The organism is Paenibacillus sp. J22P277 (genome assembly GCF_059383675.1).
In genome coordinates this window covers 188,033-214,529 of record NZ_JBXENS010000009.1, presented here as the reverse complement: position 1 = coordinate 214,529, position 26,497 = coordinate 188,033, and the positions used below count along the sequence as shown (strand labels likewise).

Sequence of the window (26,497 nt, the reverse complement as noted above, 5' to 3'; positions counted from 1 at the left end):
CATCCGATGGAAACGAAGGGTAGCACGGGGAACAAGCCCCACGCGCCGAAGCGGGTCAAGACGCCCACCGTTCTGCAAATGGAAGCCGTGGAATGCGGCGCCGCCGCGCTGGCCATCATCATGGGCTACCACGGAAGCCATGTCCCGCTGGAGGAACTGCGCGTGGAATGCGGCGTCTCCCGCGACGGGAGCAAAGCGAACAACATCCTGAAGGCGGCGCGCAAATACGGCTTGACCGCCAAAGGCTACAAGAAGAATCCCGAGGATCTGCGGAACATGGCGTTCCCGATGATCATTCATTGGAATTTCAATCACTTCCTCGTGCTGGAGGGCTTCAAGGGCGACCGCGTGTACTTGAACGATCCGGCGGCCGGTCCGCGGGTCGTGTCCGCGGAAGAATTCGATATGTCGTTCACGGGCGTGGCGCTCACCTTCGCGGCGTCGGAGCAGTACCGGCGCGTCGGCGAGGAGACCGGCATGCTGAAGGCGCTCGGCAGCCGGCTCAAAGGCTCCGAATCCGCCTTGGCGTACGTCATCCTGGCGGGGTTGTTCCTGGTCGTGCCGGGCTTGGTCATACCGGTGTTCACGAAAGTGCTGATCGATAACATCCTGCTCGGCGGGCTGCACAATTGGCTGATTCCGCTCCTGCTCGGGATGGTCGCGACGGCGTTCATGCGCGCCGCGCTTACTTGGCTCCAGCGCAGCTACCTGCTGCGGCTCGAGATGAAGTTCTCGCTCAGCACGTCCGGGCGGTTCTTCTGGCATGTGCTGCGGCTGCCGATCGAATTTTTCTCGCAGCGCTACAGCGGCGAGATCGGCTCGCGGGTCATGATCAACGACCGCGTGGCCCAGCTGCTGTCGGGCGATTTGGCCGTGGCGGTGCTGAATTCGATCATGATCGTCTTCTATCTGCTGCTGATGACGCAGTACAGCATTCTGCTGACGGCGATCGCCGTGGCCGTGGCGCTGGCGAACGTGCTTTTCCTGCGCTTCGTCTCCAAGAAACGGGTCGACCAGAACATGCGGCTGCTGCAGGAAACGGGCAAAATGCAGGGCGTGTCCATGGGGGGCCTGCAGCTCATCGAGACATTGAAATCAAGCGGCTCGGAATCCGACTTCTTCGCCAAATGGTCCGGCTACCAGAGCAAGCTGCTGCAATCGCAGCAGCAGCTGGGCGTCTCGTCGGCGTTGTTGTCGGCGGTGCCCGGTCTGTTGTCCGGCATCAGCACGGCGGTGATCGTGTCCGTCGGCGGATTCCAGGTCATGGACGGCGTCATGACGGTCGGGATGCTGGTCGCGTTCCAAAGCTTGATGGCCAGCTTCATCGATCCGGTCAATCAGATGGTGCAGCTGGGCAGCTCGATGCAGGAAGCGCAAGGCGGCTTGAAGCGGCTCGACGACGTGCTCAACTATAAGCTCGACGCGCAGCTGACGGCGTCGCCGGGCGCGGCGCTCGAGGGGCCGGGCCGTCAAGAGCCGGCCGCCGGCATCGAGGAGACGGAAACGGAGCATGAAGCGGCGATCGGCGCCAAGCTGTCGGGCTTCGTGGAACTGCAGCAGGTCACCTTCGGTTACAACCGGCTGGAGGGTCCGCTCATCGAGAATTTCAGCCTCAAGCTGAAGCCGGGCACGCGCGTCGCGCTCGTCGGAGGATCGGGCAGCGGGAAATCGACGGTCGCGAAGCTGGTCGCGGGCATCTACGAGCCGTGGTCGGGCGAGATTCGCTTCGACGGCGCGACGCGGGGACAGCTCCCGCGGGAGCTGATCGGCAACTCCGTGGCGGTCGTGGACCAGGATATCCATCTCTTCGAAGGCACGATCAAGGAAAATCTGTCGCTGTGGGACGCGACCATCCCGGAGACGGACATCGTCCGGGCGGCCAAGGACGCCTGCATTCACGACGAGATCAGCTCCCGCGGCGGCGGCTACGATCACGCGATCGAGGAGAGCGGCGGCAATTTCAGCGGCGGCCAGCGCCAGCGGCTGGAGATCGCCAGGGCGTTGGCGGGCAATCCGTCCGTGCTGGTGCTCGACGAGGCGACGAGCGCGCTCGATCCGAAGACGGAACAGCTCGTGGATGCCAGCATCCGCCGAAGGGGCTGCACCTGCCTGATCGTGGCGCATCGGCTCAGCACGATCCGCGACGCGGACGAGATCATCGTCATGCACCGGGGCAAGGTGTCGGAGCGGGGCACCCATCGCGAACTGCTCGCGAAGAACGGCGCGTACGCCAAGCTGATTCAGGAGCATTGATCATACATCGGAAGGAGCGGAAGACGGTGGTACAAACGGAATTATCCGCGCTTCGGCGGCTGTTCGAGGAACGCGGCTCCGCGGCGGGCGCCGAAGGCAACCAGCCCTTGATCATCCGCGACGAAGCGGAGGTCTGGATGGTGCAAGCAGGCCATGCGGACGTGTTTGCCGTATCGCTGCACGAGGAAGAAGTCGTCCGCCAGCGGCGGTTCCTGTTCAGCCTGGAGCCTGGCCGGCTCCTGTACGGCTATCATGCCGGCGGCGACGGCAAGAACGGCTCGGCCGGCATGCTGATCGCCGGCTTGACGGGCACCCGGCTGCTTCGCCTGGACCGGGCCGCGTTCATTGCGGCGCTGTCCGAATCGCGGCCGCTGCGCGAGGAAGCCGCACGTTCGGTCGACGCATGGATCGACGCATGGTCGACGGCCCTCGCGGGCGCGGATCCAGTTGAAGCGTTCATCGCATTGACGCCCGGCGAAGCGGTCGAGGCGCCGGAGCAGGGGATTCTGCGCACGTCGCATCCGGCGTGGATTCGCCTGCACGCGGGCAAGCTGCATTGGATGGGCGACGCCGAGCTCGCGGTCGACCGCCCGGGCGCGCTGTTTCCGCTGGCGGCGGCCGGCTGGATGACGGCGGCGGTCCCGTCCAGCCTGTCCGTCCACGATACGCTCGCGTGGCTGGAGCTGGATCCGACGCTGCAGGGCTTGTCCGAGTATCATCGCGGCATCGCGGATTCCTTGCGCCGGATGTACCGCTTCGAGGAGCGCTTCGAGCGGGAGCGGCTGAAGCTGAAGACGGAGCAGGACCACGCCGTCATGGAACGGGCCCTTCGGCGGCTCGCTTCCGTTACGGGCAGCTCGACTGCCGAAGCGGCCGCGGACGCGCGCACCGGCGACGACTTGTACGTCGCGGCCCGTCGCGTAGGAGAAGCGGCCGGCCTGAACGTCCTGCCGGCCAAGGCCGCGCGGCTGCGGAAATCGCGAGACCCCGTCAGCGAGATCGCCAAGGCTTCCGGGTTCCGCTCGCGCCAGGTCATGCTGAAGGACGACTGGTGGCGGACGGACAACGGGCCGCTGCTGGCTTTTCTGGAAGAGGGCGGAGGTCCGGTCGCGCTCATTCCCTTGGGGGCGGCCGGCTATCGGCTGGTCGATGCCGGCGGCGGCGAGGGAACCGTCGTCACGGAGCAGCTCGCCGGGAAGCTGGAGTCGGTCGCCCATATGTTCTATCGTCCGTTTCCGACCCATGCGCTGTCCGTGCTGGACATTCTGAAATTCGGGTCGCACCGGTCGATCCGCCGGGACTTCGCCAAGGTGCTGGCGCTCGGCATCGCGAGCGGCCTGCTCGCGATGTTCATTCCGATCGCCAACGGCATTCTGTTCGATTCCGTCATTCCGGCATCGGATCGGGGACCGCTGCTGCAGATGGGGCTGATCCTGCTTTCGATCGCGCTGGCGACGGCGCTGTTCGAAGTGACGCGTTCGATGGCGATGCTGCGCATCGAAGGGAAGATGGACGGCTCCATCCAGGCGGCGGTCTGGGACCGGCTGCTGAACATGCCGGCGTCGTTCTTCCGCCAATTCACGGCGGGCGACTTGGCCAGCCGGGCGAACAGCATCAACGCGATCCGCAAGATGCTGTCCGGCGTAGCGGTCACCGCGGTGTTCACGGGTATCTTCTCCGTCTTCAACTTCTTCCTGCTGTTCCATTACGACGTGAAGCTGGCGCTCGCGGCGGCGGTGCTGGTCATCGTCCCGATGCTCGTGACCGTCGTCATCGGCATCGTGCAGGTCCGCAAGCAGCGCGTGCTGCTGCAGGCGCAGGGCAGGCTGACGGGAACCGTGCTGCAGATCATCGACGGCATCTCGAAGTTCCGAATGGCCGCGGCGGAGAAGCGGGCGTTCTTCCTGTGGGCCAAGCTGTTCGGCGAAATGAAGGAGACTTCGTTCCAGGCAAGGCGGGTCGGCGATATCCATGCCGTGTTCAGCTCCTTCTACCCCATCGTGACCTCGATCGTGCTGTTCTATCTGGTCGCGACCAATGCGCAGGGGCTCAGCGCGGGCCAGTTCATCGCCTTCTTCTCGGCGTTCACGGCCTTCCTGAAGGCGATGATCAACATGTCGGGCGCCGTGGTGTCCATGCTTAACATCGTGCCGCTGTTCGAACGCACCAAGCCGATCCTGCAAACGGTGCCCGAGGTGCACGAGGCGGCCGACGATCCGGGCGAGCTCGCCGGCGGCATCGAGGTCCGGCACGTGAATTTCCGTTACGCCGCGGAGCAGCCGCTCATCCTGAACGACCTGTCGTTGACCATCCGCCCGGGGGAATTCGTCGCTTTGGTCGGCGCCTCCGGGTGCGGCAAATCTTCGCTGCTCCGGCTGCTGCTCGGCTTCGAGAAGGCGGAGTCCGGCTCCGTCTTCTACGACGGACAAGACATGAAATCGCTGGACATCCGTTCCGTCCGCAGCCAGCTCGGCGTCGTGCTGCAGCACGGCAAAGTCATGGCGGGCGATATCTACGCCAACATCGTCGGCTCCACGAACCTCACGCATGAAGACGCATGGGAAGCGGCGCGCATGGCGGGGCTCGATCAGGACATCCAGCAGATGCCGATGGGCATGCACACGGTCATCTCCGAAGGCGGCGGCACGCTCTCGGGCGGTCAGCGCCAGCGGCTGCTCATTGCCCGGGCGCTCGCCAGGCGGCCGAAGATCCTCTTTTTCGACGAGGCGACGAGCGCGCTCGACAACCGCACGCAGGCGATCGTCAGCGAAAGCCTCGAGAAGCTCCGCGCGACGCGCGTCGTCATCGCGCACCGGCTCAGCACGATCATGAACGCCGACCGGATCTTCGTGCTGGACAAAGGACGGCTGGTCCAGGCGGGAACCTACGCGGATCTGATGGAGCAGGAAGGGTTGTTCATGGAGCTGGCCAAGCGGCAGCTGGCCTAGCGGCCTAGCGGCCTAGCGGCCTAGCGGCCTAGCGGCCTAGCGGCCTAGCGGCCTAGCGGCCTAGCGGCCTAGCGGCCTAGCGGCCCGCCCGGGATTCGCGGTCGTACGAACCTGGCCAATCGGCCAGGCTCCCGAATCCCGTACATTTCTATTGTTCATTCTCCTGGCCATCCGGCCGGGTCGATGATAGATTTAACCACTTTAAGGAGGAATCATCTGTGAGCTGGACCAAAGAAGCAGTTGAAGAGGCAGTCAAGAAAGTAGGCGCGAAAGCGGCGATCGACGCGGATTTCAGAAGCCTGTGCGTAAGCGACATTCATGCGGCGATTCAACAGGAAAGCGGCCTTGAAGTGCCGGCAAGCTTCAAGATCGGCGTGCTGGACCAATCCGCGAACCATCTGAACCTGATCCTTCCTCCGTTTGTCAAGGAAGAAGACGAGCTGCTCGAGAGCGAGCTGGAAAGCGTAGCGGGCGGCAGCAAATCCGGCGCGACCGATTTCTTCAACGGCATCGCGGAAGGCGTGGGCATTCCGACTGACGGAAGCGCGGAAGCCATCGCAGGCAACGTCATCGGCTCCGTCATTTCGCTCGGCAAAGGTTGATTTCCGCCTGACGGTCGGCAGCTTTCCCGGAGGAATCCCGCTGGCGCGGGGGTTCTCCGGGAAAGCCCGGCTGCTTGGATGCCGGGGACGGCTCCGTTCGGGGCAGTAGTACACGCAAGACAAAGCGATTTTGCAGGAGGCGCGATTCATGAGCTGGACGAAAGAAGCATTGGAAGCAGCGATTCAAAAGGTAAGCGCAAGAGCGGCGACGGACGCGGAGTTCAGAAGCCTGTGCGTGAGCGACATTCGCGCGGCCATTCGGCTGGAGGACGGGCTCGAGGTGCCGGCAAGCTTCAGGATCGGCGTGCTGGATTCATCGGCGAACCATCTGAACCTGATCCTGCCCCCGATCGCCAAAGAAGAAGGCGAACTGCTCGAAAGCGAGCTCGAGGGCGTCGCGGGCGGCAGCAACGGAGGCTGGGAGAACAGCATCGGGATCGTCCCGATATTCGGCGGCATCGGCATCATGCCCGTTAAACCCGTCGGAGGCGGCTTTGTTCTCCCGGAGAAACCGCCGACGGCCGAATAATACATTCGGGCCAAGGCCTCTTTAAGAGATGCCGGCAAACTTGATCTTCATCCTGGCGATACGTCAGGTTACGATACCAACCTAATCCAAGGAGGCACCACCCATGAACTGGACGCAAGAAGCAGTAGAAGCAGCAGTAAAGAAAGTAGGCGCGCGCGCGGCGACGGACCTGGAATTCAGAAACCTGTGCGTGAGCAACATCCATGCGGCGATTCAACAAGAGAGCGGCATCGAGGTGCCGGCAAGCTTCAAGATCGGCGTGCTCGATCAATCCGCGAACCATCTCAACCTGATCCTGCCGGCCTTCGCGGCGGAAGCGGACGAACTGCTGGAAAGCGAGCTGGAAGGCGTCGCGGGCGGCAGCAAGCAAGGCGCCAACGATTTCTTCAGCGGCGTGGGATCCGGCGCGCTGGCCATGTTCGGCGAAGACACCGGCTTCCGCGGCAACAGCTCGGAAGCGAACGCGGGCGCGGCTATCGGAGCGATCCTGATGCTGCCTGCGGCCTTGGGCCAATAAATCGTTCCTCCTCATCCGGTTGTTAGAGCAAACATGCGGTTCCGGCGATCACCTCGCCTGGAATCGATCATGCGAATGATTACCTGTATCCGCATTGGCCGGCGGAGCGAATCCCGATCGCGGCGATCGGCTCCGCGGGCTGCCTTTTTCCACCGTCCGTCCGGACATCCAAGGCAATGACCAACCATCGAAAAGCATCTGGCGCTTCGCGCGTGCAACAGGCGGAACGCCAAGTCGATCATACACGATTCTTCTTACAGTAGGCGGTGCATCTCATGAAACGCATTCCCTTCTCCCTCCGATGGCTGAAGTCGATCTGGGCGATCATCGGGGCGATCGGCGCCGGGGTCGTCGTCGGCTTGTATCAGCCGCGCTTCGCCACGGAACTCGTTCCTTACGGGAACTTGTACTTGTCCTTTCTCAAGATGTGCGTCATCCCGATCATGGTCACGGCGATCGTATCGAGCGTGGGCCGGCTCTTCATGTCGAAGAATTCGGGGAAAGTGCTGAGGCGGATGATCCTCGTGTTCCTGACGGGACTGCTTCTGGCCGGCATCCTCGGGCTCGGCGCGGGGTGGCTGGGCAAGCCCGGCGAGGGTTTCTCGACCGACCAGCGAACGGTGCTCGGCCAGGAAGTGCTGGACCGGGAGCCCGCCGCCGAATCCGCGGATCCCGCCGCATCGGGCAACGGCCTGCTCCAATTCGTATTCGATCTCATCCCGTCGAATATCTTCATCGCGCTCGGGCAGGGAGACAGCCTGCAGATCTTGTTCTTCTCCGTCGTGGTGGGCATTGCCGTCGGGCTGCTCTCGGTGCACGCGGGCGACCAGTTCCTGATGATGACGGACCTCCTGTTCAAGGCGTTCCAGCGTATCATCGCCTGGGCGATGTACATGCTGCCCGTCGGCATGTTCTGCATGATGGCCGGACAGATCGCCGGCGCCGGCGCGGACCTGCTGCTGGCCATGGTCAAGTACATCGCCTGCATCTATGCGGTCAGCCTGCTGCTGCTCCTGCTGGGAGCCTGGACCGTCTCGGTCAAGCTCAAGCAGGGCTTGCCTCGGACGTTGTCCGGGTTGAAGGAGCCGCTCTGGATCGCGTTCGGCACGCAGAACAGCATCGCCACGATGCCTTACGTGCTGGAAGCGCTGCGGGACCGGTTCAGGCTGAACGCGAATACGGTCAATCTGGTCGTGCCGCTCGGCATCGTATTATGCCGGTACAGCATGGTGTTGACGTATACGACGGGCATCGTGTTCATCGCCCAGCTGTACGGGGTGTCGCTCGGGCCGGAAGGGCTGCTCGTCGCCTTGGCCGGCGCGATCTTGACGGCCGTTGCCGGCGCGGGCTCGCCGGGCATCGTGTCCATCGCGATGATCTCGTTGATCGCCGACCCGCTGCATCTGCCCTACGCCACGGGGGTCATTTTGCTGATGGCGGTGAATCCCATCATCGATCCCGGCGTAACGGCGGCCAACGTGATGCTCAATTGCGCCTCGACCGTCATGATCGCCGCCGGAACGGAAGACGAGGAAGCGTCGCCGGAGCAGAAGCCGGAATCCGAACCGGGCGCGCGGCGGGGCGGCAAGCTGCAAATGGATTAAACGAGGGGGATTGTCATGTTCATCGTAAATCGGCTGGATGCGGCGGGAAGCGCGCCGTACGAATCGTTGACCTTCCAATACGCGCGTCCCCTGCTCCGCGGGCTGGATCAAGCCGGCGGCACGATCGCCGTCGGCGCGGAATGGACCGAGGGGAACATGACGGAAGCGGCCGGGCTGCTCGTGGTCAACGTCCACGAAGCGGCGGCGGAGGTGGTCTCCGTCTTCGTTGCGGCCAAATTCCGCCGGCGGGGTATCGGGTCCGCCCTGCTTCATCGCGCCGAGGCAATCCTGCGCGACATGGGCTGCGCGAGGCTGTCCTTCGTGTATTACTCCGGCAAAGCCATCACGCCCGCGGTGGAAGCGTTCCTGAACCGCGGCGGCTGGTCGGAGCCGATCATGGACGGGAAGGTCTACAAGACGGACGCCCGCATCGCCGAGGCGTCTTGGATCCGCAAGACGGGCATGCCGGGCGGCATGCGGTCCTTCTACTGGCATGAGCTCAGCGGCGAGGAGAAGGACAGGCTGGGCAAGCTCGAGGGCAGCTTGTACCCCGCGTTCTTGTCCCCGTTCAAAACAAGGCTGACGCTCGAGGAGAGCAACAGCCTCGGACTGCGCATACGCGGGAAAACGGTGGGCTGGTGCATGACGTACCGGATCGCGCACGATACGCTGCTCTACGACAGCGTCTATATCGCGCCGGAGTACCGCTTGTCCGGCGTCGCGTTCATGCTGGTCGCGCAATCCGTGCTCATTCAGTTGGAGCGGAATATTCCGAACGCCATCTTCGCCGTCAACCGCGAGTCGCCGTTCATGCGCAAGATGCTGGACCGCTGGCTCGCACCGTACGCGACCGGCATATCGGAGCGAAATATAGCTTACAAGGATGTAAGCGCAAGCGGGGGGTAATCGCATGGCAACAAGCAAAGACAGAGGGCGCATAGCCGTAACGGGGATGGGCATCCTCAGCGCGCTGGGCGGCACGTTCGAAGAAGTGCTCGCCAATATGCGGAAGGGCCAAACGGGAATCGGGCCGGTGAGACGCTTCCCGACGGGGCGGTTTCACAGCGAGATCGGAGCGGAGTTGAACCGGGCCATCGCGGACGGCGCGTATTTCACCCCGGAGCAGCGGGAGAAGTACGATCTGTGCGCGCAGTACGCGATCATTGCCGCGGATCAGGCGCTGCGGGACAGCGGTTTGAAGGGAGACATAGGTGCCGATCAGCGCATCGGCGCTGCGCTGGGTACATGCAACGGCGGCATCCTGTCGCTCGAAGCGCAGTGGACGGTGACGGCGCTCGACGTGCCCCGTACGGCCCGCTATCCGTTCTATCAGCAGGGCGACGACTTGGCGGCGCATTTCGGCCTGAACGGTCCCGTGACGACGATCCATACGGCCTGCGCGGCAAGCGGCAACGCCATCGGCTATGCCTACGACATGATTCGCTGGGGCCATGCGGACGTTATGCTGGCGGGCGGATCCGACCCGCTGTCGCATTCCGTATACGCCGGCTTTAACGTGCTGCGGGCATTGAACGCCGTGCCGGCCTCGCCGTTCGGCAGCCGCTTCGGGCTGAGCCTGGGCGAAGGCGCGGCATTCGTCGTTCTGGAGCCGCTGGAGAAGGCGCTGCGCCGCGGCGCGACGATCTACGCGGAGATTTGCGGCTACGGCCTGAGCAACGACGCGTACCACGAGACGGCCCCCGATCCGGAAGGCCGGGGTATCGGCACGGCGGTGAACATGGCCTTGCGCCACGCCGGCACGACCGCGGAGCGGATCGGCTACGTCAATGCGCACGGCACGGGCACGCAGGCCAACGACCAGGCCGAGATCAAGGGACTCCGGCTGGCGTTCGGCGAACGCCTGAACGAGCTCCCGCTCAGCTCGAGCAAAGGCTACTTCGGCCATACGCTCGGGGCTGCCGCGGCGATCGAATTCACGACTTCCTTGTACGCGATCCGGCACGGACTGCTGCCGGCCACGCTGCATTTCGACGAACCGCGAGCCGGCTGCGAAGGGTTAAGCATCGTCGCGAACCGCATGATGGAGATGAGGCCCGAGTACGTCCTCAACAACAACTCCGCCTTCGGCGGCCATAACGCGTCGATCGTGGCGAGAACGCATCCGCCGAAAGCCTCGCAAGATCCCACTCCCGCCGCGCCGCGCTACGCGCCGCAGCGGAGGATCGGCATCGTCGGCATCGGTTCCGTGCTGGGAGGCGGCGTCGGCAAAGGGGCCATCTCCGACAGGCATGCCGTCGCTCCCGCCATCGCGCAGAAACCGGGCGCCTGCACCTTCTCGCTCAAGGAATTCGCGCCCGAGCTGTACGAGCGTCGGATGAACCGGCTGTGCCAATTCAGCATCGGCGCGGCGAAGACGGCCATCGCGGATGCGGGCTGGCCGGAGGGCCGGGAGGCCGGGCGCGAGACCGGGTTTATCTATGGCACGTCCCGCGGCAGCACGGACAGCATCGGCAAGTTCTTGCACAGCGTGTTCGAGAACGGGCCGGAATTCGCCAGCAGCATTCATTTTCCGCATACGGTGATCAATTCCGTTGCGGGGAAGACCGCGGAGAAGCTCGGCCTCGGCGGGTTCAGCAGCTCGCTGAGCAGCGGCGGCACGGAAGGCATCGTTGCCGCGGCCTACGCATGCGGCAGCATCCGAAGCGGCGTGCACGAGCGGTTCCTGGTCGCGGCGGGCGACGAATGGTCCGGCCTCTCGGCGGGCATCGACCGCGCGAAGGGATTGACGGCAAGCGCGCATCATCCGTTGGAGGGCAGCGTTTGCCTCGCGTTGGCCGACATGGAGGCCGCCTTGCGGGACGGAACGCCGGTAAAGGCGGAATTGAAGGGCTTCGGCATGACCGGCGGCGAATTTCCGTTCACCGCGCGGACGGCCGAAGCGTTGGGCCGGTCCATCCGCGAAGCGGCGTCGCAGGCAGGGCTGCGACTGGATCAGATCGACGGCGTGCTGCTCGGCACTGCGGGTCGTCCGGGCGAAGAGCCGGCGTATTTGAAGGCGATTTTCGATCAATTCGCGGACCGGAACGTGCTAGCGGTCTGCTTAAACGAGCAATACGGATATGGCGAATCCATCAGCTCGATGCTGCTGCTCGCCGCCGCCGCCGAGTGGGTGAGGCCGGGCGTCATGCAGAACGTGCTGGCCGTCGGCGTCTCCGTCAACGGTCATGCGGCCGCCGCCATCGTCGGCGCCGTCGGGACAACAAGCGAATAGGAGGAGTTCAGATGAAAGACTGGCAAACGGCATCGCTCGCGGAATTGAAGGCAGCGGTGAAAGATAAGCTGCTCGTCGAGCGGCTCGAGCTCGAGGACGTGACGGCCGAGGAGATCGGCGATAACCTGCCCCTGTTCGGCGAAGGATTAGGGCTCGACTCGGTCGAGGCCTTCGAGATTATGGTCGGCTTGGAAGTGGTGTTCGGCGTGATGGTGGAAGGGATTCCGGCGGATGAGCTGAAAGCGCATCTGCACGACGTAGAATCGATCGCCCGTTTCATCGCGTCGAGCGTGAAGGAACAGCCGGACGGCCGTTCGGAGACGGCATGAATGCCATGACGCTCCAGAATCGAGTCGCCGTCGTCACGGGGGCCACGCGCGGCATCGGAAGAGCGGTGTGGGAGCGCTTCGCGGAAGCCGGCGCGACCGTCATCGGCCTCTATGCCAAGAGCGGGGATATCGCCGAGCAGCTGCAGGCGGAGATGGCGTCCCGAGCGATTCCCGGCGGCTTCTATCAGGGCTCGGTAGACGATCCGGCTTTCGTGAACGACGTCATGCGGCAGGTCAAGCGGAAGTTCGGGCGCATCGATATGCTGGTGAACAACGCGGGCATTACGCGGGACAACCTGGCCATGCGGATGACGGTGGAAGAATGGGACGCCGTGCTGCAAACGAGCTACCTAGGCACGCTGCTGTGCACCGCGGAGGCGATTCCGTACATGAGCGAGCAGGGCGGGGGTTCCGTCGTCAACGTCGTGTCCGTATCCGGAATACACGGACGCGAAGCGCAGTCGAATTACGGCGCGGCCAAAGGCGCGATCGTCGGCTTGACCAAGCTGCTCGCCCGCCGTTACGCGCAAGATGGCATCCGGATCAACGCGGTGGCGCCGGGCATGATCGCGACCGAGATGACGGAGCAGGTTCCCGCCGGCAAGATGGCGAACTTCCTGAGGCACACGAACCTGAAGCGCCAGGGCACGGCCGGCGAAGTCGCGTCGGTCATCCTGCCGCTCGCAACCGGCGAGATGGGCTACTTATCCGGCCAGGTGCTAAAAGTAGACGGGGGATTCCTGCGATGAACAAAGCGGTGTTGATGACCAAATCCGGCCGGCTCTTCAATCGGGACCTGCTGGGCGCGCTGCTCGCGCAGGGCTGCTCGGTCGCGATGGTCGCGGACGAGCCCGGCGAAGCCGACGCGTACGGGCAGGAGCTGCCCGAGCCTTGCCGCGAACGGTTCTTTCCGATCGAGGGCGTCGCGGCGGACGAAGCCGGCATCCGGGACGCGGTGGACCGGGCAGCGCTGCGCTTGGGCGGCCTGCATGTCTTGATCCACGGCATGGAGCCGCGCGACGAGGAAGCCGCGTTCGTCGCCGCGCCGGCCGAATTCGGCATCGCGACGGCGGCCGAGCTCCGGTCCCGGTTCCTGTACAGCCGCGCGGCAGCGGCCCATATGGCCCGAGAGAAGGCCGGGCAGATTCTTTTTCTGCTGCTAGCGGACAGTCTGTATTATGCCGGCTATCCTTCTTCGCCGGTCATGAACCATGGCTCGATCGCGATGATGCGATCGCTCGCGAAGGAGCTCTCGCCGTTCCGGATCGCCGTGAACGCCGTGACCTACGGCTATTATGCGGGCGCCGGGGAAGGGGATCGGAAGGAGCTCAAGCAGCAGCTGGAGATCCATACGCTCAAGCCGTACCTGCCGGAGCCCGGGGAGCTGGCCGAGGCTTCGCTCTCCTGGCTGCTCCAGGCGCCGGAGCGCTTGGTGAGCGGACAGAACATTCATATCGGCGCGGGGATGGATACGCTGATGTGATCGGCAATCGAAGTTGAATCGAAATCGAATTTACGGCGAGCGGAGGGAATTCATTGATTATCGGCGTAGGCATGGATTTAGTCGACATCGTCCGTTTCGATAAAATGCTGGCGAAGGACAACGAGCTGCTCGTGAAGCGCATGCTGTCGGATGGCGAGATGGCGGTCTTCCTGACGTTGACCGGCGACCGCCGCCGCGCCGAGTGGCTTGCCGGGCGATTCGCGGCCAAGGAAGCGCTGATGAAGGCGCTTGGCCTCGATCTGCCCCAAGGCATCGGCATGCGCGATATCGAGGTGCTGCCCGATCATCGGGGGAAACCCGGCATCGCTTTATCGGAAGCCGTCCGAATGCAGCTCGGCTTCTCTTATCGCTGCCATCTCAGCATTACGCATACGGCGGCGACCGCGGGCGCGGTCGTCGTGATCGACCAGGAGGTTCGCGCATGATTGCAAGAAACAGCCATCGTCGGGCCTTGTGGAGAGGCATTCGGCTTGCGGCCGTATCGGCGTTATGCTTGCTCTGCTTGGCCGCCTGCGGCGCGGGCGGACAGACGGGGGGCGGGCAGGCGGCGAAGGACGGGACGAACGGCTTCGTCGTGACGCCGGCGAAGCGGGCCATCGCGGAAGAGGACCTCGCGTATTACGCGCCGGAGATGCGCGCGATCTACGAGCGCGGCGCGTTGACGGTGGCTATGCCCGCCGCGGACCGCAAGCCGTTCTTCTATCTCGATGCCGGCGGGGTTCTGGCCGGAAGCGACGTGGAGCTGGCCGCGGACATGGCGGCTCAATTGGGCGTGGACGTCAAGTACGTCCGCACGGCCAAGTCCTTCGACGAGGTCGTGGATCAGGTCGCGTCAGGGCAGGCGGACATCGCCGTCTCCAAGCTCAGCGCGACCTTGCCCAGAGCGGAGAAGGTGCTGTTCTCCGATCCGTACCTGACGCTGCATCAGGGCATCCTGCTGAATCGGCTGGCCATGGCGCGCCTCGGCTCCGCGAACGAGGATCCGCTGATACTCCTGCGCCAGGCCAAGGTGAAGATCGGCGTGATCGCCGGAACCTCGTACGTCGGCTATGCGAGCCTGATGTTCGCCAAAGCCGAGATCGTCCAGTTCGCCACGCCGCAGGAATCGATGGACGCGGCGATCGGCGGCGAAGTGGCGGCGATCTATTACGACGAGCTGCAGCTCAAGGGGCTGCTCGCCGACAATCCGGATCGTTCCATCGATCTGCAGCTGCATATCATGCCCGAGCAAGTGGATCTGATCGCGATGGCGATCCCGCCCAAGAACGCGCCGCTGCTGGCTTGGACGAACCTGTACTTGCGAAGCAACGAGGCCCGGATCGAAAGTTTGTTCGTCAACTACGGCATTTTGCCGGCGATGATCACGCCGTAATGCCGCGCGGATATGCAGCCGAACAAACCGACTTCAATCGTCATTGATGTCGGTTTTTTGCGTTTTTTCGGGCGATTTGCCCGGTTATTCATAACGGCGCGGCCAATCGAGAAGAATAAGGATATCGCACGCGAAGTTGAACGATCGGATGCACGCCGTTTCGTTTTATTAAGATGCGCGGCAGCGCCGGAACAAGAACCAGGGAGGCAGACAGATGAAAGTGGGATTAATCGGCTTAGGGAAGATGGGCCTGAATCTGGGGCAAAATTTAATCGATCACCGCCATGAGGTGGTCGCCTTCGATCTGAATGCCGAAGCCGTTCGGGAGATGGAGTCCTATGGCGCCAAGGGCGCCGGCACGTTGAAGGAACTGGCCGCTGCGCTCGCCGCGCCCAGAGTGCTCTGGCTCATGGTGCCGCATAAGGTCGTGGACGTTGTCCTGAAAGAGCTCGCGCCGCTGCTGTCCGCGGGGGACATCGTCATCGAAGGCGGCAATTCCCATTACAAGGAATCCATCCGCCGCTACGAACAATTGCAAGGACATGGAATCGCGTTCATCGACGTCGGCACTTCGGGCGGAATGGAAGGCGCCCGAAACGGCGCATGCTATATGGCGGGCGGCGATCCAGAGGCTTGGGCCGCGGTGGAGCCGTTGTTTCGCGATACGGCCGTGGAGAACGGGTATTTGTACGCGGGCAAGGCGGGCAGCGGGCATTTTCTGAAAATGGTCCATAACGGGATCGAATACGGCATGATGGCGTCCATCGGCGAAGGGTTCGAGGTGCTCGAGAAGAGCGGCTTCGAGTTCGACTACGAACGGGTGGCGCGCGTCTGGAACAACGGCTCGGTCATCCGTTCGTGGCTGATCGAGCTGGTGGAGCGGGCATTTTCCAAGGACGGCAAGCTGGAGGATATCCGGGGCATCATGCACTCCTCGGGCGAAGGCAGATGGACGGTCGAGACGGCGTTCGACCTGCAGGCCGCCACGCCGGTCATCGCGATGTCGCTGCTCATGCGCTACCGTTCTCTCGACAGCGATACGTTTACCGGCAAGGTGGTCGCCGCGCTGCGCAACGAATTCGGCGGCCACGCCGTGGAGAAGACCTGAACAATCCAAGGGCAGCCAGCAGCTCTGGAACGCGACAAAGACAAGCGAACGACAAGCGACAAGCTGATCAAACCAAACGAATCGGAGGCCGTTTCACATGAAATTTTTCATCGATACCGCCAATATCGCGGACATTAAGAAAGCCTATAAAGTCGGCGTCCTGTCCGGCGTGACGACAAATCCTTCCCTGGTCGCCAAGGAAGGCGTGAAATTCGAGGATCGCATCGCGGAGATTCTGCAGCTCGTGCCCGAGGTGGAATCCGTGTCCGCCGAGGTGACGCCCGAAGCGCTGACGGCCGAGGACATGATCGCCCAAGCGAACGAGCTGATCAAGATCAACAACGGCGACAAGAATATCACCATCAAGCTCCCGATGACGCTGGAGGGGCTGGAAGCCTGCCGCTATCTGACCAAGAAAGGCGTCAAAACGAACGTCACGCTGATCTTCACGGTGAACCAGGCGCTGCTTGCCGCCCGCGCGGGCGCCACCTACGTCTCGCCGTTCCTGGGCCGGCTGGACGATATCTCGGAGGACGGCGTGCTGCTGGTCGCCAAGATCGCCGAGCTGTTCCGCGTGCACGGGCTGCCGGCGCAGATCATCGCGGCGTCCGTCCGCCATCCGGATCACGTGACGCGCGTGGCGATGGCCGGCGCCCACATCGCGACCGTGCCCTATAGCGTAATCGAGCAGCTCTCCAAGCATCCGTTGACCGACCAAGGCTTGGCCAAATTCGCGACGGATTGGACGAAGGCGGCGAAATAGCTTTAGCCGGCGGCAGGCCTTTGAACGTGCCGCGCTCGCTTGCGTATGCATGAAGACGCGGCGGGCCGAAGTCGCGCCGAAAGCCGCAGCGCTTGCTTGCGCAAGAATCGCGGCGGATCGCAAACGCAGAAGCGGGTTGGGGACGAGGTCCTCAACCCGTTTGTTCGTTCCGAACGATTCTCATCCCGCGCGGCGCTCGTTCAGCACGATGCGCGCATCCTTCACGACGGATTAATCCGCACGACGGCTCATCCTCCGGCACGTTCGCGCCAATCAGAAGTCGTACGCCGCATCCTTCGCTTTCCGAATCGCGGCAAAGGCTTCCGCATACGCGACGGTATCCTCGACGAGCCGCTCCATACGGAACAGCACGTCGTCGTTGACGATTGCCTTGCGGTTGAAATCCTTCTCTTCGACGAAGACGTACGCCGGCACGATATGGGCCTTCATGTAGGCAAGGATCGGCTTCAGCTGCTGCTCCGCCATGAGGTAATGCTTGGCCGTGCCGGCGGTGACGAGCATGCCGACGACTTTATCGCGGAAGGCGTTCACCGGCAGCAGATCGAAAATGTTTTTGAGCGTCGCCGGAATCGACGCCTGGAACGTCGGCGTGCCGATGAGGACGGCATCGGCGTTCATGATCGTCTCGGCCACGAACTTCGTATCGCCTTCGTATTCCCGGTAGTTGCGCCCGTCGCTGAAGACGATGTCGTATTCCGACAGATCGAGCAGGGTGACGTCCGCATCCGGGTATTTCTCCCGTACGATTCCGAGCGTGTAATCCATGGCGGTTCTGGTCTTGGTTCCGACGTTGGAGCCGGAGAGGACAACGAGCTTCATCGTACTTCCTCCTTCGAAGCGGGCTTCGCGGTGTATTTCTTGACGGCGGGCATGATCTCGGTCGCGATCAGCTCGATGTTGCGGGCGACTTTATCGAACGGGATGCCGCCGAAATCGATCTGGGCCATGATGCGCTGATGGCCGAACAGCTCGTATTGGTAAAGCAGCTTCTCGACGATTTGCTGCGGGCTGCCCGTCATCATGACGTCGCGGACGCTCGCCGCCTGCGCGAATTGCTGTTTGGGATACCCGGTGCCGTGGAGTGCCTGCAGGCCGGCATTCAGATGCGGGTAATATTCGCGCATCGCATCCTGCGAATCGGGTGCCGCGTAGAAGAGGCTCGTGACCGCGACAGGCAGCTCCGCGGGATCGAAGCCGCGCTCCTTGGCGGTCTCGCGATATGCCTCGATCGTTCGCTTGGAGCTGACGGCCGGACCGCCCAGCTGCGCCAGCATGATCGGTATGCCGGCGTAGCCGGCCTTGATCGCGCTGGCCGGCGTGCCGCCAACCGCCCGCCAGATGGGCAGAGACCCGTTCAGCGGCTGCGGCAGGATCTTCGCGCCCGTCAGCGGCGCGCGGAATTTGCCTTCCCAGGTCACGGCGGACTTTCGGTTCAGCTGCAGCAGGAGTTCCATTTTCTCTTCGAATAATTCCTCGTAATCCCGCACGTTATAACCGAGCAGGTGATAGACGCCGACGCGCGAGCCGCGTCCCGCGACGATCTCCGCCCGCCCTCCCGAGATCAGGTCGAGCGTTGCGAAGTCCTCGTACACCCGGACCGGATCGGCCGTGCTCAGCACCGTGACGGAGCTGGATACCTTGATGCGTTCCGTCGCCTGCGCGACGGCCGCCAGGATGACCGCGTGCGCCTGCGTCGCGAAGTGCTCCTGATGGCTCTCGCCGAGCGCGAACGCGTCGAGACCCGCTTCGTCGGCCAGCTTGCCGGCCTCGATAATCTCGTGAATGCGCCGTTCGGCGCTGACAAGGGTGCCCGTATGCGGATTCGGGAAATGATCCCCGATCGAATACAAGCCGAACTCGATGCCGTGATTCGGCTGAATGCGGTACTGCTCCATCGGATGGTTTGCCATGAATATCGCTCCTTTAGGTTGAGTTTTCTATTTTCACTTGATTAGTCAATTGATGGGGTAAAAAAATTGCTGCTCAAGCAGGGGACCTACTCGGGCGGCAGTTCTTTCCGCAGGCTGTGTTTGTGGACGCGCGTCATCAGCGCGTACAGGGTCTTCTGTTCTTCTTCGCTCAGCACCTCGTCGAAGAACGCTGATTGAAAGGCGGACTGCTCCGGGAATGCCCGTTCCAGGATCGCCTCGGCCTTGGCCGTGAGACGAATCGACTTCGTCTTCCAATCCTGCTTGCGGACGATATAGCCTTCTTTCTCCAGGCGCGCCAGCATGCGCGAGATGCCGCCCTGCGTGACGGTCACCTTCTCGGCCAGCTCCGTCTGATTCAGCGGCTGATGGATCCGGACCTGCATCAGCACGTCGAACTGCGCGATCGTCAGCTCGAACCGGTTGAGGAATTCGTTCGACAGCTGGTTGCTGTGGCTCGTGAAACGAGAGATGCGGACCCAGATCAAGGAACTCAGCGTCGTGTCGCGAATGCGCCATCCCTCCTTCCGTTTTGCTTGCTTATCACTTTACTACTCAATTGATAAATTTGCAAGCTTTATCGAAGGAGACCGGCCAGGCCGGGAAGCGCTATTTGGCGGTTCCCCTGAACAGCGAGACGACCAGCAGAAGCACGGGGAAGAAGAAGCCGAAGGTTAACGAGTAGAAGGGCCAGATCTCCGACGCGAATACGCGGAAGTAGACGATATTGGGATAGACGATAATCGACAGCACGGCCAGCAGGATGCCGCAGGGCACGATCAGCGGACGGTACGAGCTCAAGCGAAACAGCTGGGCGAGTCCGAGCATCGCGGCGTAGAAGCACAGCGCCAGCTTGAAGAAGATGGTCAAGAACCAGATGACGGCTACCAGAACCTCGATCCGCTGCAGGAATTCGCCGACTTGGATCTTTTTCGCCAGGGTGTAGCTGGGGAACGTGTGCCGGGCGGTGAAGTCCCAGCCGAGGACGAACACGCACAGCATCGTCACGATGACGATGACGAGGCCGCCCAGCGCGCCGCCCTTCAAGTAGGACGGGCCGATCTTCTCCGGATGGTTGACGTACGGATAGAGCATGAGGAAGACGGTGAGCTCCAGGTACGGAATGCTGATGATGGATAGGCTGCCGTGCAGGATCGCTTTCGTGCCGGATTCGAAGACGGGCTGGATGCGGTCGAACTGTATCTGCGGCACCAGGAACACGATCAGGATGAGCAGCAGGAAGACCACCCACGGCAGAAAGATCTCCGACGAGCGCGCGATGACCTCGAGGCCCAGGCTGACGGCCATGAGAACCGCGAACACGAAGATCCAATGGACGATTTGAATCGGCGTCTCGGGCATGACGATCGTGGTGATGAAGTCGCCCACGTTGCGCAGCACGAGCGAGGAGAGCAGGAAGAAGAACGAGAAGAACAGCAGCGCGACGACCTTGCCGAGCCATGCGCCGAGGATGGTTTCCGAATACTGCACGAGGGATTGTTTGGGATAACGGGATCCGAGCACGGTATAGAGGCCGATCAGCAGCATGCCCAGGCCGACGCCGACGATCGCCGAGATCCAGCCGTCCTGCTTGGAGACGGCGGTCAGCGCCGAGGGCACGATGAGAATCGTGCTTCCCAGGCTGAACAGCATCGTCAGGATCGCGAACTGCCGCAGATTTATTTTTCCTTTCTCGATCATCGGCTGCCAACTTCCTTTCTGCTTGCTAACTAAGCGCGGACAAGATGACCTTGCTCATAGGCTTGTATATGACGGTGATCCAGTCCAGCGGGTTGGGGATGGGCGCATTAAAGCTCTGGGCAATGCTCAGCCCCACGGCAAACACGAGGATGCTCGCGGAGAGCCACAGCTCCTTCGTCTGCTTGCGCTTCTTCAGCTTCGGATATTGAAAGCGCACCACGCAGGCGGCCGCGATAAGCGAGATCCAGAGCAACTTTAAGAATCCCCCATTCGTTCCAGAAAGGATTCGACCACCGAACCGGTGCGGCGCAGCTTGGCGTTGACGGTGACATGGACGGGCATGCGGGCGAACTCTTCTTCCCAATCCGACTCCATGCGGTCCCATGCCTTGAAGTTGGCCCGGTGAATGGCCGATCCGAAGCCGAAGATATCGGATTTGTAGTACTTGGCCCGCGCGATCGCCGCTTCGACAGCGTCCTTGATCTGTTCGTTCAGTTCTTTCTCGAGCAGCGCGATCGCCTCGTTGGTGGCGAGGTTCATGTCGCATTCGACTTCCCCGATGTTTCCCTCCGCCCGGATGCTGACGTTGATCTCGGGCTTGCCGTCCACGATCTTGCCCTTGATGTGGTGGCTGGCGTGGATCAGCTCGATATCGAGATCATCGCCCGTCGGGCAAGGAAGCGGGACGATCGTGCTCTTGATGTTGCCGCGGACGTAGTTGTAGCCCTTGCTCTGCTTGGCGTTCAGCCAGCCTACGAGCTTGTCTTTATGGAAGACGGCCAATCCTTCGTAAGTCAGAATGGCCGGCGGGCTTGCGCTGGTCAAGTTCATTCGGGTCCCGCCGCGGCGCGGATCGCCGTCGATGCGGATGCCGGCGAGCACGGGATCCTTCCCCTTATCGACCAAATCGTAGATCAGCTGATGCAGATCGACCTTCGCCGTCACGCCCCAGTTGTGCTGGGACGCTTCCAGCGAGGAGTACATTTTGTCCGTCGGGATTCGCTCGAGCGGCGTCAGAATCTGCAGCACCTGGTTCGCGGAGGTGTTCCTGGCTACGATGATATAGAAATCCGTGCGCAGCTCATGGTCCCGCGATAGACCGTCCAAGACCTTGGCGATGCCCTCGCGCGCCAAATCCTCGCCGATGACGAGGATGCGCAGATGCGACGAATAGATTTTCCTCGGCGTCGTCGTCGTCAACGCGCGCACTGCTTCGAAGATGGTATGCCCGGGCATCTGCACCGTGATGACCGGAGCCCGCCCGCCGCTGCCTTTGTTCGTCGCGATCTCGGTGGCGTTGATGATTTGCACGGACACGCTGTAGCGGTCGCCCTTCTTGTCGAACCCGAAGGCGGTGGCGATGGAAATCTCGTTGAGCTCGTTGCGGTTCCAACAGCCCGTTACCGTCAGGAAGGCCGTGCAAAGCAGGACGAATCGAATTGCTCCTCGTACGCTCATGTCAGGATCATCCCCTTCTCAAGCCCATCAACCGCCGCTAGGGTGCGGGTTTATGCGGGGGGCGGTTTTTTTGCCGTTTCCGGTTATTGGAACTGACCAGACGGGGACGGGTCAGCAGCGCCCACTGGGGAAGACGGAAGATATTGTCCTTCTGGTCTTCGATGATAAACGGCGCGAACGGCGCCAAGTAGGGGACGCCGAACGAACGCAGGCTGCAGAGATGCAGCACCATGACGATCGTGCCGACGAGTATGCCGTACAAGCCGAACGACGCGGCCAGCATCATGAAGATGAACCGGATCATCCGCACGGAGATGCCCATGTTGTAGGACGGAATGACGAAGTTGGAAATGGCCGTGATGGATACGACGATGACCATGGCCGGCCCGACCAGTCCGGCGTCCACCGCGGCCTGCCCGATGACGAGCGCCCCGACGATCGACACGGCCTGGCCGATCGTCCGCGGCATGCGAACCCCGGCTTCCCGCAGAATTTCGAAGGTCACTTCCATGATGATCGCTTCGATGAAGGCGGGGAACGGAATCCCTTCGCGCTGCGCCACGATACTGATGAGCAGCGGAGTCGGAATCATCTCCTGATGGAACGTCGTGATGGCGATGTAAGCGGACGGTCCGAACAGGGCGATGAACAGGCACACGTAGCGCAGGATGCGGAGGAGCGAGCCGATATCCGCGCGCTGGTAATAATCCTCCGGGGCCTGCATGAAATGGGTGAACAAGGCGGGCACCAGGAGAACAAAGGGCGTCCCGTCCACGAGAATGGCGACGCGCCCTTCCAGCAGCCCGCCAGCGACCGCATCCGGACGTTCCGAATTGTTGATCGTCGGAAACGGCGTGTACGCATCGTCTTGAATGAGTTCCTCGATATAGCCGCTTTCCAAAATGGCATCGATATCAATGCGGTCCATACGCGTGCGGACCTCATCCACGACTTTATCGTTCACGATCCCTTTGATGAACATGAGCGCAACGTCCGTTTTGGTTACGGCGCCGATCTGCCTCGTTTCCATCCATAGATTAGGATTCTTGATCTTCCGTCGAATGAGGGCGGTATTCGTGCGCATGGTTTCGGAGAACCCCTCGCGGGGCCCGCGCACGACGGTTTGCGACGAAGGCTCGGTCACGCCTCTGTCGGTAAAATCGCGGGTATCGGCGACGATTCCTTCGGCGAACCCGTCCACCAGGATGACGGTATCGCCGGAGAGGACCGAATGGAACAGCGTATCGAGGTCGGATACGCCGTGCATGTCGCCGATCGTCAATACGTAATCCCGAAGGAGCTGCAGAGGGTGGGTCTCTTCGGGGTGCTCGATGGCTTTCCGCGTCTCGTTGTCGTCCTCCAGCAGCGAATTCAATAGAGCCTGCGGATTGGCAAGCCCGTCGATATACACGATGGCGGTTCGGCAAGGCCGGCGGTTCGCGGTGATCGTAAACTTCCGAATGACCAGATCCGTGCTGTTGCCGAGGCCGGTATCGATAAGGCGCAATGTTTCGTCCAGCGTATCTTTTAACGCATTCTCGGTTTTGTTCGTGTCGCTTTCCAGCGATTTGTGGCGGCCGGTACCTCTTTTATGCATTTTTTTCATCGCCTCGTAGAAGGAAACCATGCTAACCACCCGGATGTTGTACTTTTTACCACTATCTCCATATACGGGGTATTTAAAACCCCGTCGGCGAGTCGGGACCACGATTTCGGGCGGGCCTGCCGCACCGGTCGGCGGGGGGCGGGAAGCGGTTGGTTTGGATGCGGATTGGCAATAGTGTAGTTGAAGGGAGGCGCGGCGGTTGAACGCTTACGCGGATGTGTTTCTCAGGTCGGTCGCAGCTATTCTGCTGCTCCTGCTGATCGCCAAAATGCTCGGCAAACAGACGGTGTCGAATATGACGTTCCTGGATTTCGTCACGGGCATCACGCTGGGGTCCATCGCGGGCAACCTGGCTTTTAATTTGAAAATAAAAGCGATTTATATGGTGTTGGCACTCATCGTCACGGGCTTGACGTCGCTCTTGCTGGCCGTCGTTGCCTTGAAGAACCGCAAGCTGCGCAGCTGGATCTCGGGCTCTCCGACCGTGCTCGTCGAGGGCGGGAAAATCCTCGAGGCCAACATGAAGAAGGTCAGGTATACGCTGGATTCCTTGGATCAAGCCTTGCGGGAGCAGGGCATCTTCAACATCGACGAGGCGGAGTACGTCGTGTTCGAGGATAATGGCATGTTGTCCGTCCTGAAGAAGGACGATTACCAGGTCGCCACCAAGAAGGACTTGAAGCTGCCGGCCAAAGAGCTGTCGTTCCCCGTCGAACTGGTCATGGACGGCCTGCTGCTGGAGCGCAATCTGGCGATGAACGGCTTGACGGAGGAATGGCTGGAGCGCGAGCTCGCCCGCAGGGGGAGACGGCTGTCCGACGTGTTCTATGCGGTAAGGGGCACGCACCGGCAGCTGTTCTTCGACTATTACGAGGATCGCATCCGACAGCCGATCGACAAGGAATAAGGGCCGAACGCACCGCGCTTCGGATGCTTACGGAAGAGCCGGACAAGCATTCGGGCGCCGCCGATATAGAGGACTTTGCGGCCGCGAATCGAATATATAGCTTGTCGAGCCAAAACTTTTCGGAGGTGTCTTGTCTAATGAAAGCGCTATTTATCGGGGGAACCGGCATCATCAGTTCCGCGATCACCACGCAGTTGTCGGAAGCCGGATGCGAGCTGTATTTGCTCAATCGCGGTACGCGAAATGGAAACCTGCCGGACAACGTGAAGCTGCTTCAAGCGGATATCAACGACGAAGCGCGCGTCGCGGAGCTGATTCGGGAGCTGAATTTCGATGTCGTCGCGGACTTTATCGCCTTCCGTCCGGAGCAGCTGGAACGGGACTTCCGGCTCTTCAACGGCAAAACGAAGCAGTTCATCTTCATCAGCTCGGCTTCGGCTTACCAGAAGCCGCTGTCCGATTATCGCGTGTCCGAAAGCACGCCGCTGGCCAATCCGTACTGGGAGTACTCCCGCAACAAGATCGCCTGCGAGGATTACCTGATGAAGCAGTACCGGGAGCACGGCTTCCCGATTACGATCGTGCGGCCGAGCCACACCTATGACGAACGCTCCATTCCGCTCGGCGTGCACGGCCGGGGCGGCTCCTGGCAGGTCGCCAAGCGGATGCTGGAAAACAAGCCGGTCATCATTCACGGGGACGGCACGTCTCTCTGGACGATGACGCACAACGCCGATTTTGCCAAAGGCTTCATCGGACTCATGGGCAACCTTCACGCGATCGGGGAGTCCGTCCAGATCACGTCCGACGAGACGCTGACCTGGAACCAGATCTACGAAGCGATCGCGGGCGCGCTCGGCGTCAAGCTGCAGGCGGTCCACGTCGCCTCGTCGTTCCTGGCGGCATGCAGCACGGAGGATTATACCGGCGGGTTGATCGGCGACAAGGCGAATTCCGTCGTGTTCGACAATGCCAAGCTGAAGCGGCTGGTGCCCGGCTTCGTCGCGACGACGCGCTTCGATCAGGGGATCAAGCAGACGGTGGACTACATCCTGGCGCATCCGGAGCACCAGAAGGAAGATCCGGCATTCGACCAGTGGTGCGATAGCGTCATCGATGCCTTGAACGGGGCGATCGCGTCGATCAAGGGGTAATCCGGGTTGCGGGAGAAGCCGTCTTCGGCCGAAGACGGCTTTTTTGGCCGTTTTCCTTGACGGCCGCTCCGCCCTATACTGATATCGAAAGGAATGGTGAAGACATGCCGAACAACATCGCCATCGAGATCGTGAAGGACGGGAATATCGAACCCTGCCGGGAGCTGTGCAACGAGCTGATGGCCTTTCAGAAATCGCGGGCGACGCTGGCGCCGGAGCTGTTCGACGCGATGAACGCTACGCGAACGCGCTGGAGAGCCAAGTGATCCTCGTGAAGGACGACGGCGTTCCCGTGGGATACGCCTTCTCGACGATCGACAACATCGCGCGCAGCAAGCATGCGTATCCGGACTGGGCGCCCCGCGCCGAAGGCAGCCAAGGCTTCTATCCGGATTGGGACGATCTGCCGGACAAGGTCGGCTGCTTGAACAATTTATACCTCCGCGACGGGTACCGCCATCTGGGGCTCGGCTCCAAACTGTTCGGGATGGCGATGGAATGGCTGGAGAGCTTCTCCGATGTGGAGATTATCTTTATATTCGTGTCGAACGGCAACGAGGCGGCGCTGGACTTCTACCTCAGCCGCGGGTTTGCGTTCAGCCATGACGTGTTCGGGGGATTTATCAAGACGACGTACAAGCGCCGGGGCTAGCCCGAATCGTTGTATCACGGCAAGGTGAAACGGTTCCTCGGGAACATTCAATCGGAGGGCATTCGGAAACGATCGCGCCAGCACGTGCACCTGTCGGCGGATATCCGCACCGCGGTCAACGCAGGGGATCGCCGCGGCGAGGCGATCGTGCTGCGGATAGACGCGACGGCGATGCATCGCGACGGCCATCGGTTTTATCTATCCGAGAACGGCGTATGGCTGTGCGATGCCGTGCCCTGGCAGTATGTCACCGTTATGGAGGAAGATAGTGAGGAACAGGGCGAGCGGCGGTAGACGGACCATCTCATG

General features: G+C 62.0%; 27 protein-coding genes. 20 read left to right on the top strand and 7 right to left on the bottom strand.

Annotation, left to right across the window (positions count from 1 at the left end; all coding sequences use genetic code 11):
* The first annotated feature begins 6 nt into the window (after positions 1-6).
* From AC50YL_RS30440 to fsa, 15 genes are all read left to right on the top strand, one after another.
* On the top strand, positions 7-2,253 hold the full coding sequence (locus tag AC50YL_RS30440) for an NHLP family bacteriocin export ABC transporter peptidase/permease/ATPase subunit (RefSeq protein WP_494836979.1): 2,247 nt from the start codon (positions 7-9) through the stop codon (positions 2,251-2,253).
* Between the two features lie 26 nt (positions 2,254-2,279).
* Positions 2,280-5,201 (top strand): NHLP bacteriocin export ABC transporter permease/ATPase subunit, encoded by a 2,922-nt coding sequence (locus tag AC50YL_RS30435; protein ID WP_494836977.1) that lies wholly within the window; start codon positions 2,280-2,282, stop codon positions 5,199-5,201.
* Positions 5,202-5,419: 218 nt separating this feature from the next.
* The gene (locus AC50YL_RS30430) at positions 5,420-5,803 is read left to right on the top strand and encodes a hypothetical protein (protein ID WP_494836975.1); all 384 of its coding nucleotides are present in this window, start codon (positions 5,420-5,422) and stop codon (positions 5,801-5,803) included.
* A 148-nt stretch (positions 5,804-5,951) separates the two neighbouring features.
* Positions 5,952-6,332: a hypothetical protein gene (locus AC50YL_RS30425; protein WP_494836974.1), complete on the top strand. Its 381-nt coding sequence runs from the start codon at positions 5,952-5,954 to the stop codon at positions 6,330-6,332.
* Between the two features lie 103 nt (positions 6,333-6,435).
* The gene (locus AC50YL_RS30420) at positions 6,436-6,849 is read left to right on the top strand and encodes a hypothetical protein (RefSeq protein ID WP_494836972.1); all 414 of its coding nucleotides are present in this window, start codon (positions 6,436-6,438) and stop codon (positions 6,847-6,849) included.
* A 275-nt stretch (positions 6,850-7,124) separates the two neighbouring features.
* Complete coding sequence (locus AC50YL_RS30415) at positions 7,125-8,453, top strand: dicarboxylate/amino acid:cation symporter (RefSeq protein ID WP_494836970.1); 1,329 nt, start codon at positions 7,125-7,127, stop codon at positions 8,451-8,453.
* A gap of 15 nt (positions 8,454-8,468) precedes the next feature.
* Positions 8,469-9,359: a GNAT family N-acetyltransferase gene (locus tag AC50YL_RS30410; protein ID WP_494836969.1), complete on the top strand. Its 891-nt coding sequence runs from the start codon at positions 8,469-8,471 to the stop codon at positions 9,357-9,359.
* A 4-nt stretch (positions 9,360-9,363) separates the two neighbouring features.
* Complete coding sequence (locus AC50YL_RS30405) at positions 9,364-11,685, top strand: beta-ketoacyl synthase N-terminal-like domain-containing protein (protein ID WP_494836967.1); 2,322 nt, start codon at positions 9,364-9,366, stop codon at positions 11,683-11,685.
* An 11-nt stretch (positions 11,686-11,696) separates the two neighbouring features.
* Positions 11,697-12,014 (top strand): phosphopantetheine-binding protein, encoded by a 318-nt coding sequence (locus tag AC50YL_RS30400; protein ID WP_494836966.1) that lies wholly within the window; start codon positions 11,697-11,699, stop codon positions 12,012-12,014.
* The gene (locus tag AC50YL_RS30395; protein ID WP_494836965.1) at positions 12,011-12,763 is read left to right on the top strand and encodes an SDR family oxidoreductase; all 753 of its coding nucleotides are present in this window, start codon (positions 12,011-12,013) and stop codon (positions 12,761-12,763) included. The genes AC50YL_RS30400 and AC50YL_RS30395 overlap by 4 nt, the downstream gene beginning before the upstream one ends.
* Positions 12,760-13,497 (top strand): SDR family oxidoreductase, encoded by a 738-nt coding sequence (locus AC50YL_RS30390; RefSeq protein WP_494836963.1) that lies wholly within the window; start codon positions 12,760-12,762, stop codon positions 13,495-13,497. The genes AC50YL_RS30395 and AC50YL_RS30390 overlap by 4 nt, the downstream gene beginning before the upstream one ends.
* Positions 13,498-13,550: 53 nt before the next feature.
* A complete protein-coding gene (acpS, locus tag AC50YL_RS30385; RefSeq protein WP_494836961.1) occupies positions 13,551-13,943 on the top strand; it encodes a holo-ACP synthase in 393 nt (130 codons plus the stop codon).
* Positions 13,940-14,890, top strand: a complete 951-nt coding sequence (locus AC50YL_RS30380) for an ABC transporter substrate-binding protein (RefSeq protein ID WP_494836960.1) — start codon at positions 13,940-13,942, stop codon at positions 14,888-14,890. The genes acpS and AC50YL_RS30380 overlap by 4 nt, the downstream gene beginning before the upstream one ends.
* Before the next feature lie 214 nt (positions 14,891-15,104).
* Positions 15,105-15,998 (top strand): phosphogluconate dehydrogenase (NAD(+)-dependent, decarboxylating), encoded by an 894-nt coding sequence (gene gnd / locus AC50YL_RS30375; RefSeq protein WP_494836959.1) that lies wholly within the window; start codon positions 15,105-15,107, stop codon positions 15,996-15,998.
* A gap of 97 nt (positions 15,999-16,095) precedes the next feature.
* Positions 16,096-16,761, top strand: coding sequence for a fructose-6-phosphate aldolase (gene fsa / locus AC50YL_RS30370; RefSeq protein WP_494836958.1), 666 nt, complete (start codon positions 16,096-16,098; stop codon positions 16,759-16,761).
* Positions 16,762-17,034: 273 nt separating this feature from the next.
* On the opposite strand, the gene AC50YL_RS30365 is transcribed toward fsa, so the two are convergent.
* The 7 genes from AC50YL_RS30365 to AC50YL_RS30335 all read right to left on the bottom strand — a co-directional run bounded on the left by AC50YL_RS30365 (position 17,035) and on the right by AC50YL_RS30335 (position 23,466).
* On the bottom strand, positions 17,035-17,601 hold the full coding sequence (locus AC50YL_RS30365) for an NADPH-dependent FMN reductase (protein ID WP_494836956.1): 567 nt from the start codon (positions 17,599-17,601) through the stop codon (positions 17,035-17,037).
* Positions 17,598-18,677, bottom strand: coding sequence for an LLM class flavin-dependent oxidoreductase (locus AC50YL_RS30360; RefSeq protein WP_494837155.1), 1,080 nt, complete (start codon positions 18,675-18,677; stop codon positions 17,598-17,600). Before AC50YL_RS30360 ends, AC50YL_RS30365 begins: the two co-directional genes overlap by 4 nt.
* A 101-nt stretch (positions 18,678-18,778) precedes the next feature.
* Positions 18,779-19,222: a MarR family winged helix-turn-helix transcriptional regulator gene (locus AC50YL_RS30355; RefSeq protein ID WP_494837153.1), complete on the bottom strand. Its 444-nt coding sequence runs from the start codon at positions 19,220-19,222 to the stop codon at positions 18,779-18,781.
* A 97-nt stretch (positions 19,223-19,319) separates the two neighbouring features.
* Positions 19,320-20,411, bottom strand: a complete 1,092-nt coding sequence (locus tag AC50YL_RS30350; protein ID WP_494836955.1) for a GerAB/ArcD/ProY family transporter — start codon at positions 20,409-20,411, stop codon at positions 19,320-19,322.
* Positions 20,412-20,436: 25 nt separating this feature from the next.
* Positions 20,437-20,664: a hypothetical protein gene (locus tag AC50YL_RS30345; protein ID WP_494836953.1), complete on the bottom strand. Its 228-nt coding sequence runs from the start codon at positions 20,662-20,664 to the stop codon at positions 20,437-20,439.
* A gap of 2 nt (positions 20,665-20,666) precedes the next feature.
* Positions 20,667-21,869 carry a Ger(x)C family spore germination protein gene (locus AC50YL_RS30340; RefSeq protein ID WP_494836952.1) on the bottom strand — a complete coding sequence of 401 codons (1,203 nt, stop codon included), beginning with the start codon at positions 21,867-21,869 and terminating at the stop codon, positions 20,667-20,669.
* Positions 21,870-21,906: 37 nt separating this feature from the next.
* On the bottom strand, positions 21,907-23,466 hold the full coding sequence (locus AC50YL_RS30335; protein ID WP_494836951.1) for a spore germination protein: 1,560 nt from the start codon (positions 23,464-23,466) through the stop codon (positions 21,907-21,909).
* A gap of 208 nt (positions 23,467-23,674) precedes the next feature.
* Between AC50YL_RS30335 and AC50YL_RS30330 the strand changes: the two genes are divergently transcribed.
* The 5 genes from AC50YL_RS30330 (at position 23,675) to AC50YL_RS30310 (ending at position 26,482) form a co-directional block, all read left to right on the top strand.
* On the top strand, positions 23,675-24,382 hold the full coding sequence (locus AC50YL_RS30330; RefSeq protein ID WP_494836949.1) for a DUF421 domain-containing protein: 708 nt from the start codon (positions 23,675-23,677) through the stop codon (positions 24,380-24,382).
* Positions 24,383-24,519: 137 nt separating this feature from the next.
* Positions 24,520-25,536: an SDR family oxidoreductase gene (locus AC50YL_RS30325; RefSeq protein WP_494836948.1), complete on the top strand. Its 1,017-nt coding sequence runs from the start codon at positions 24,520-24,522 to the stop codon at positions 25,534-25,536.
* A 104-nt stretch (positions 25,537-25,640) separates the two neighbouring features.
* A complete protein-coding gene (locus AC50YL_RS30320; protein WP_494836946.1) occupies positions 25,641-25,802 on the top strand; it encodes a hypothetical protein in 162 nt (53 codons plus the stop codon).
* The gene (locus AC50YL_RS30315) at positions 25,799-26,188 is read left to right on the top strand and encodes a GNAT family N-acetyltransferase (RefSeq protein WP_494836945.1); all 390 of its coding nucleotides are present in this window, start codon (positions 25,799-25,801) and stop codon (positions 26,186-26,188) included. The genes AC50YL_RS30320 and AC50YL_RS30315 overlap by 4 nt, the downstream gene beginning before the upstream one ends.
* A gap of 9 nt (positions 26,189-26,197) precedes the next feature.
* A complete protein-coding gene (locus AC50YL_RS30310) occupies positions 26,198-26,482 on the top strand; it encodes an RNA 2'-phosphotransferase (protein WP_494836943.1) in 285 nt (94 codons plus the stop codon).
* The last annotated feature ends 15 nt before the right edge of the window (positions 26,483-26,497 follow it).

Excerpts from the sequence above, each read along its gene's own strand:
- AC50YL_RS30440 (WP_494836979.1), top strand. The coding sequence starts at position 7 with ATGGAAACGAAGGGTAGCACGGGGAACAAGCCCCACGCGCCGAAGCGG.
- AC50YL_RS30425 (WP_494836974.1), top strand. The coding sequence starts at position 5,952 with ATGAGCTGGACGAAAGAAGCATTGGAAGCAGCGATTCAAAAGGTAAGC.
- AC50YL_RS30420 (WP_494836972.1), top strand. The coding sequence starts at position 6,436 with ATGAACTGGACGCAAGAAGCAGTAGAAGCAGCAGTAAAGAAAGTAGGC.
- AC50YL_RS30415 (WP_494836970.1), top strand. The coding sequence starts at position 7,125 with ATGAAACGCATTCCCTTCTCCCTCCGATGGCTGAAGTCGATCTGGGCG.
- AC50YL_RS30410 (WP_494836969.1), top strand. The coding sequence starts at position 8,469 with ATGTTCATCGTAAATCGGCTGGATGCGGCGGGAAGCGCGCCGTACGAA.
- AC50YL_RS30405 (WP_494836967.1), top strand. The coding sequence starts at position 9,364 with ATGGCAACAAGCAAAGACAGAGGGCGCATAGCCGTAACGGGGATGGGC.
- AC50YL_RS30400 (WP_494836966.1), top strand. The coding sequence starts at position 11,697 with ATGAAAGACTGGCAAACGGCATCGCTCGCGGAATTGAAGGCAGCGGTG.
- AC50YL_RS30395 (WP_494836965.1), top strand. The coding sequence starts at position 12,011 with ATGAATGCCATGACGCTCCAGAATCGAGTCGCCGTCGTCACGGGGGCC.
- AC50YL_RS30390 (WP_494836963.1), top strand. The coding sequence starts at position 12,760 with ATGAACAAAGCGGTGTTGATGACCAAATCCGGCCGGCTCTTCAATCGG.
- AC50YL_RS30380 (WP_494836960.1), top strand. The coding sequence starts at position 13,940 with ATGATTGCAAGAAACAGCCATCGTCGGGCCTTGTGGAGAGGCATTCGG.
- gnd (WP_494836959.1), top strand. The coding sequence starts at position 15,105 with ATGAAAGTGGGATTAATCGGCTTAGGGAAGATGGGCCTGAATCTGGGG.
- fsa (WP_494836958.1), top strand. The coding sequence starts at position 16,096 with ATGAAATTTTTCATCGATACCGCCAATATCGCGGACATTAAGAAAGCC.
- AC50YL_RS30365 (WP_494836956.1), bottom strand. The coding sequence starts at position 17,601 with ATGAAGCTCGTTGTCCTCTCCGGCTCCAACGTCGGAACCAAGACCAGA.
- AC50YL_RS30360 (WP_494837155.1), bottom strand. The coding sequence starts at position 18,677 with ATGGAGCAGTACCGCATTCAGCCGAATCACGGCATCGAGTTCGGCTTG.
- AC50YL_RS30350 (WP_494836955.1), bottom strand. The coding sequence starts at position 20,411 with ATGATCGAGAAAGGAAAAATAAATCTGCGGCAGTTCGCGATCCTGACG.
- AC50YL_RS30340 (WP_494836952.1), bottom strand. The coding sequence starts at position 21,869 with ATGAGCGTACGAGGAGCAATTCGATTCGTCCTGCTTTGCACGGCCTTC.
- AC50YL_RS30335 (WP_494836951.1), bottom strand. The coding sequence starts at position 23,466 with ATGCATAAAAGAGGTACCGGCCGCCACAAATCGCTGGAAAGCGACACG.
- AC50YL_RS30325 (WP_494836948.1), top strand. The coding sequence starts at position 24,520 with ATGAAAGCGCTATTTATCGGGGGAACCGGCATCATCAGTTCCGCGATC.
- AC50YL_RS30320 (WP_494836946.1), top strand. The coding sequence starts at position 25,641 with ATGCCGAACAACATCGCCATCGAGATCGTGAAGGACGGGAATATCGAA.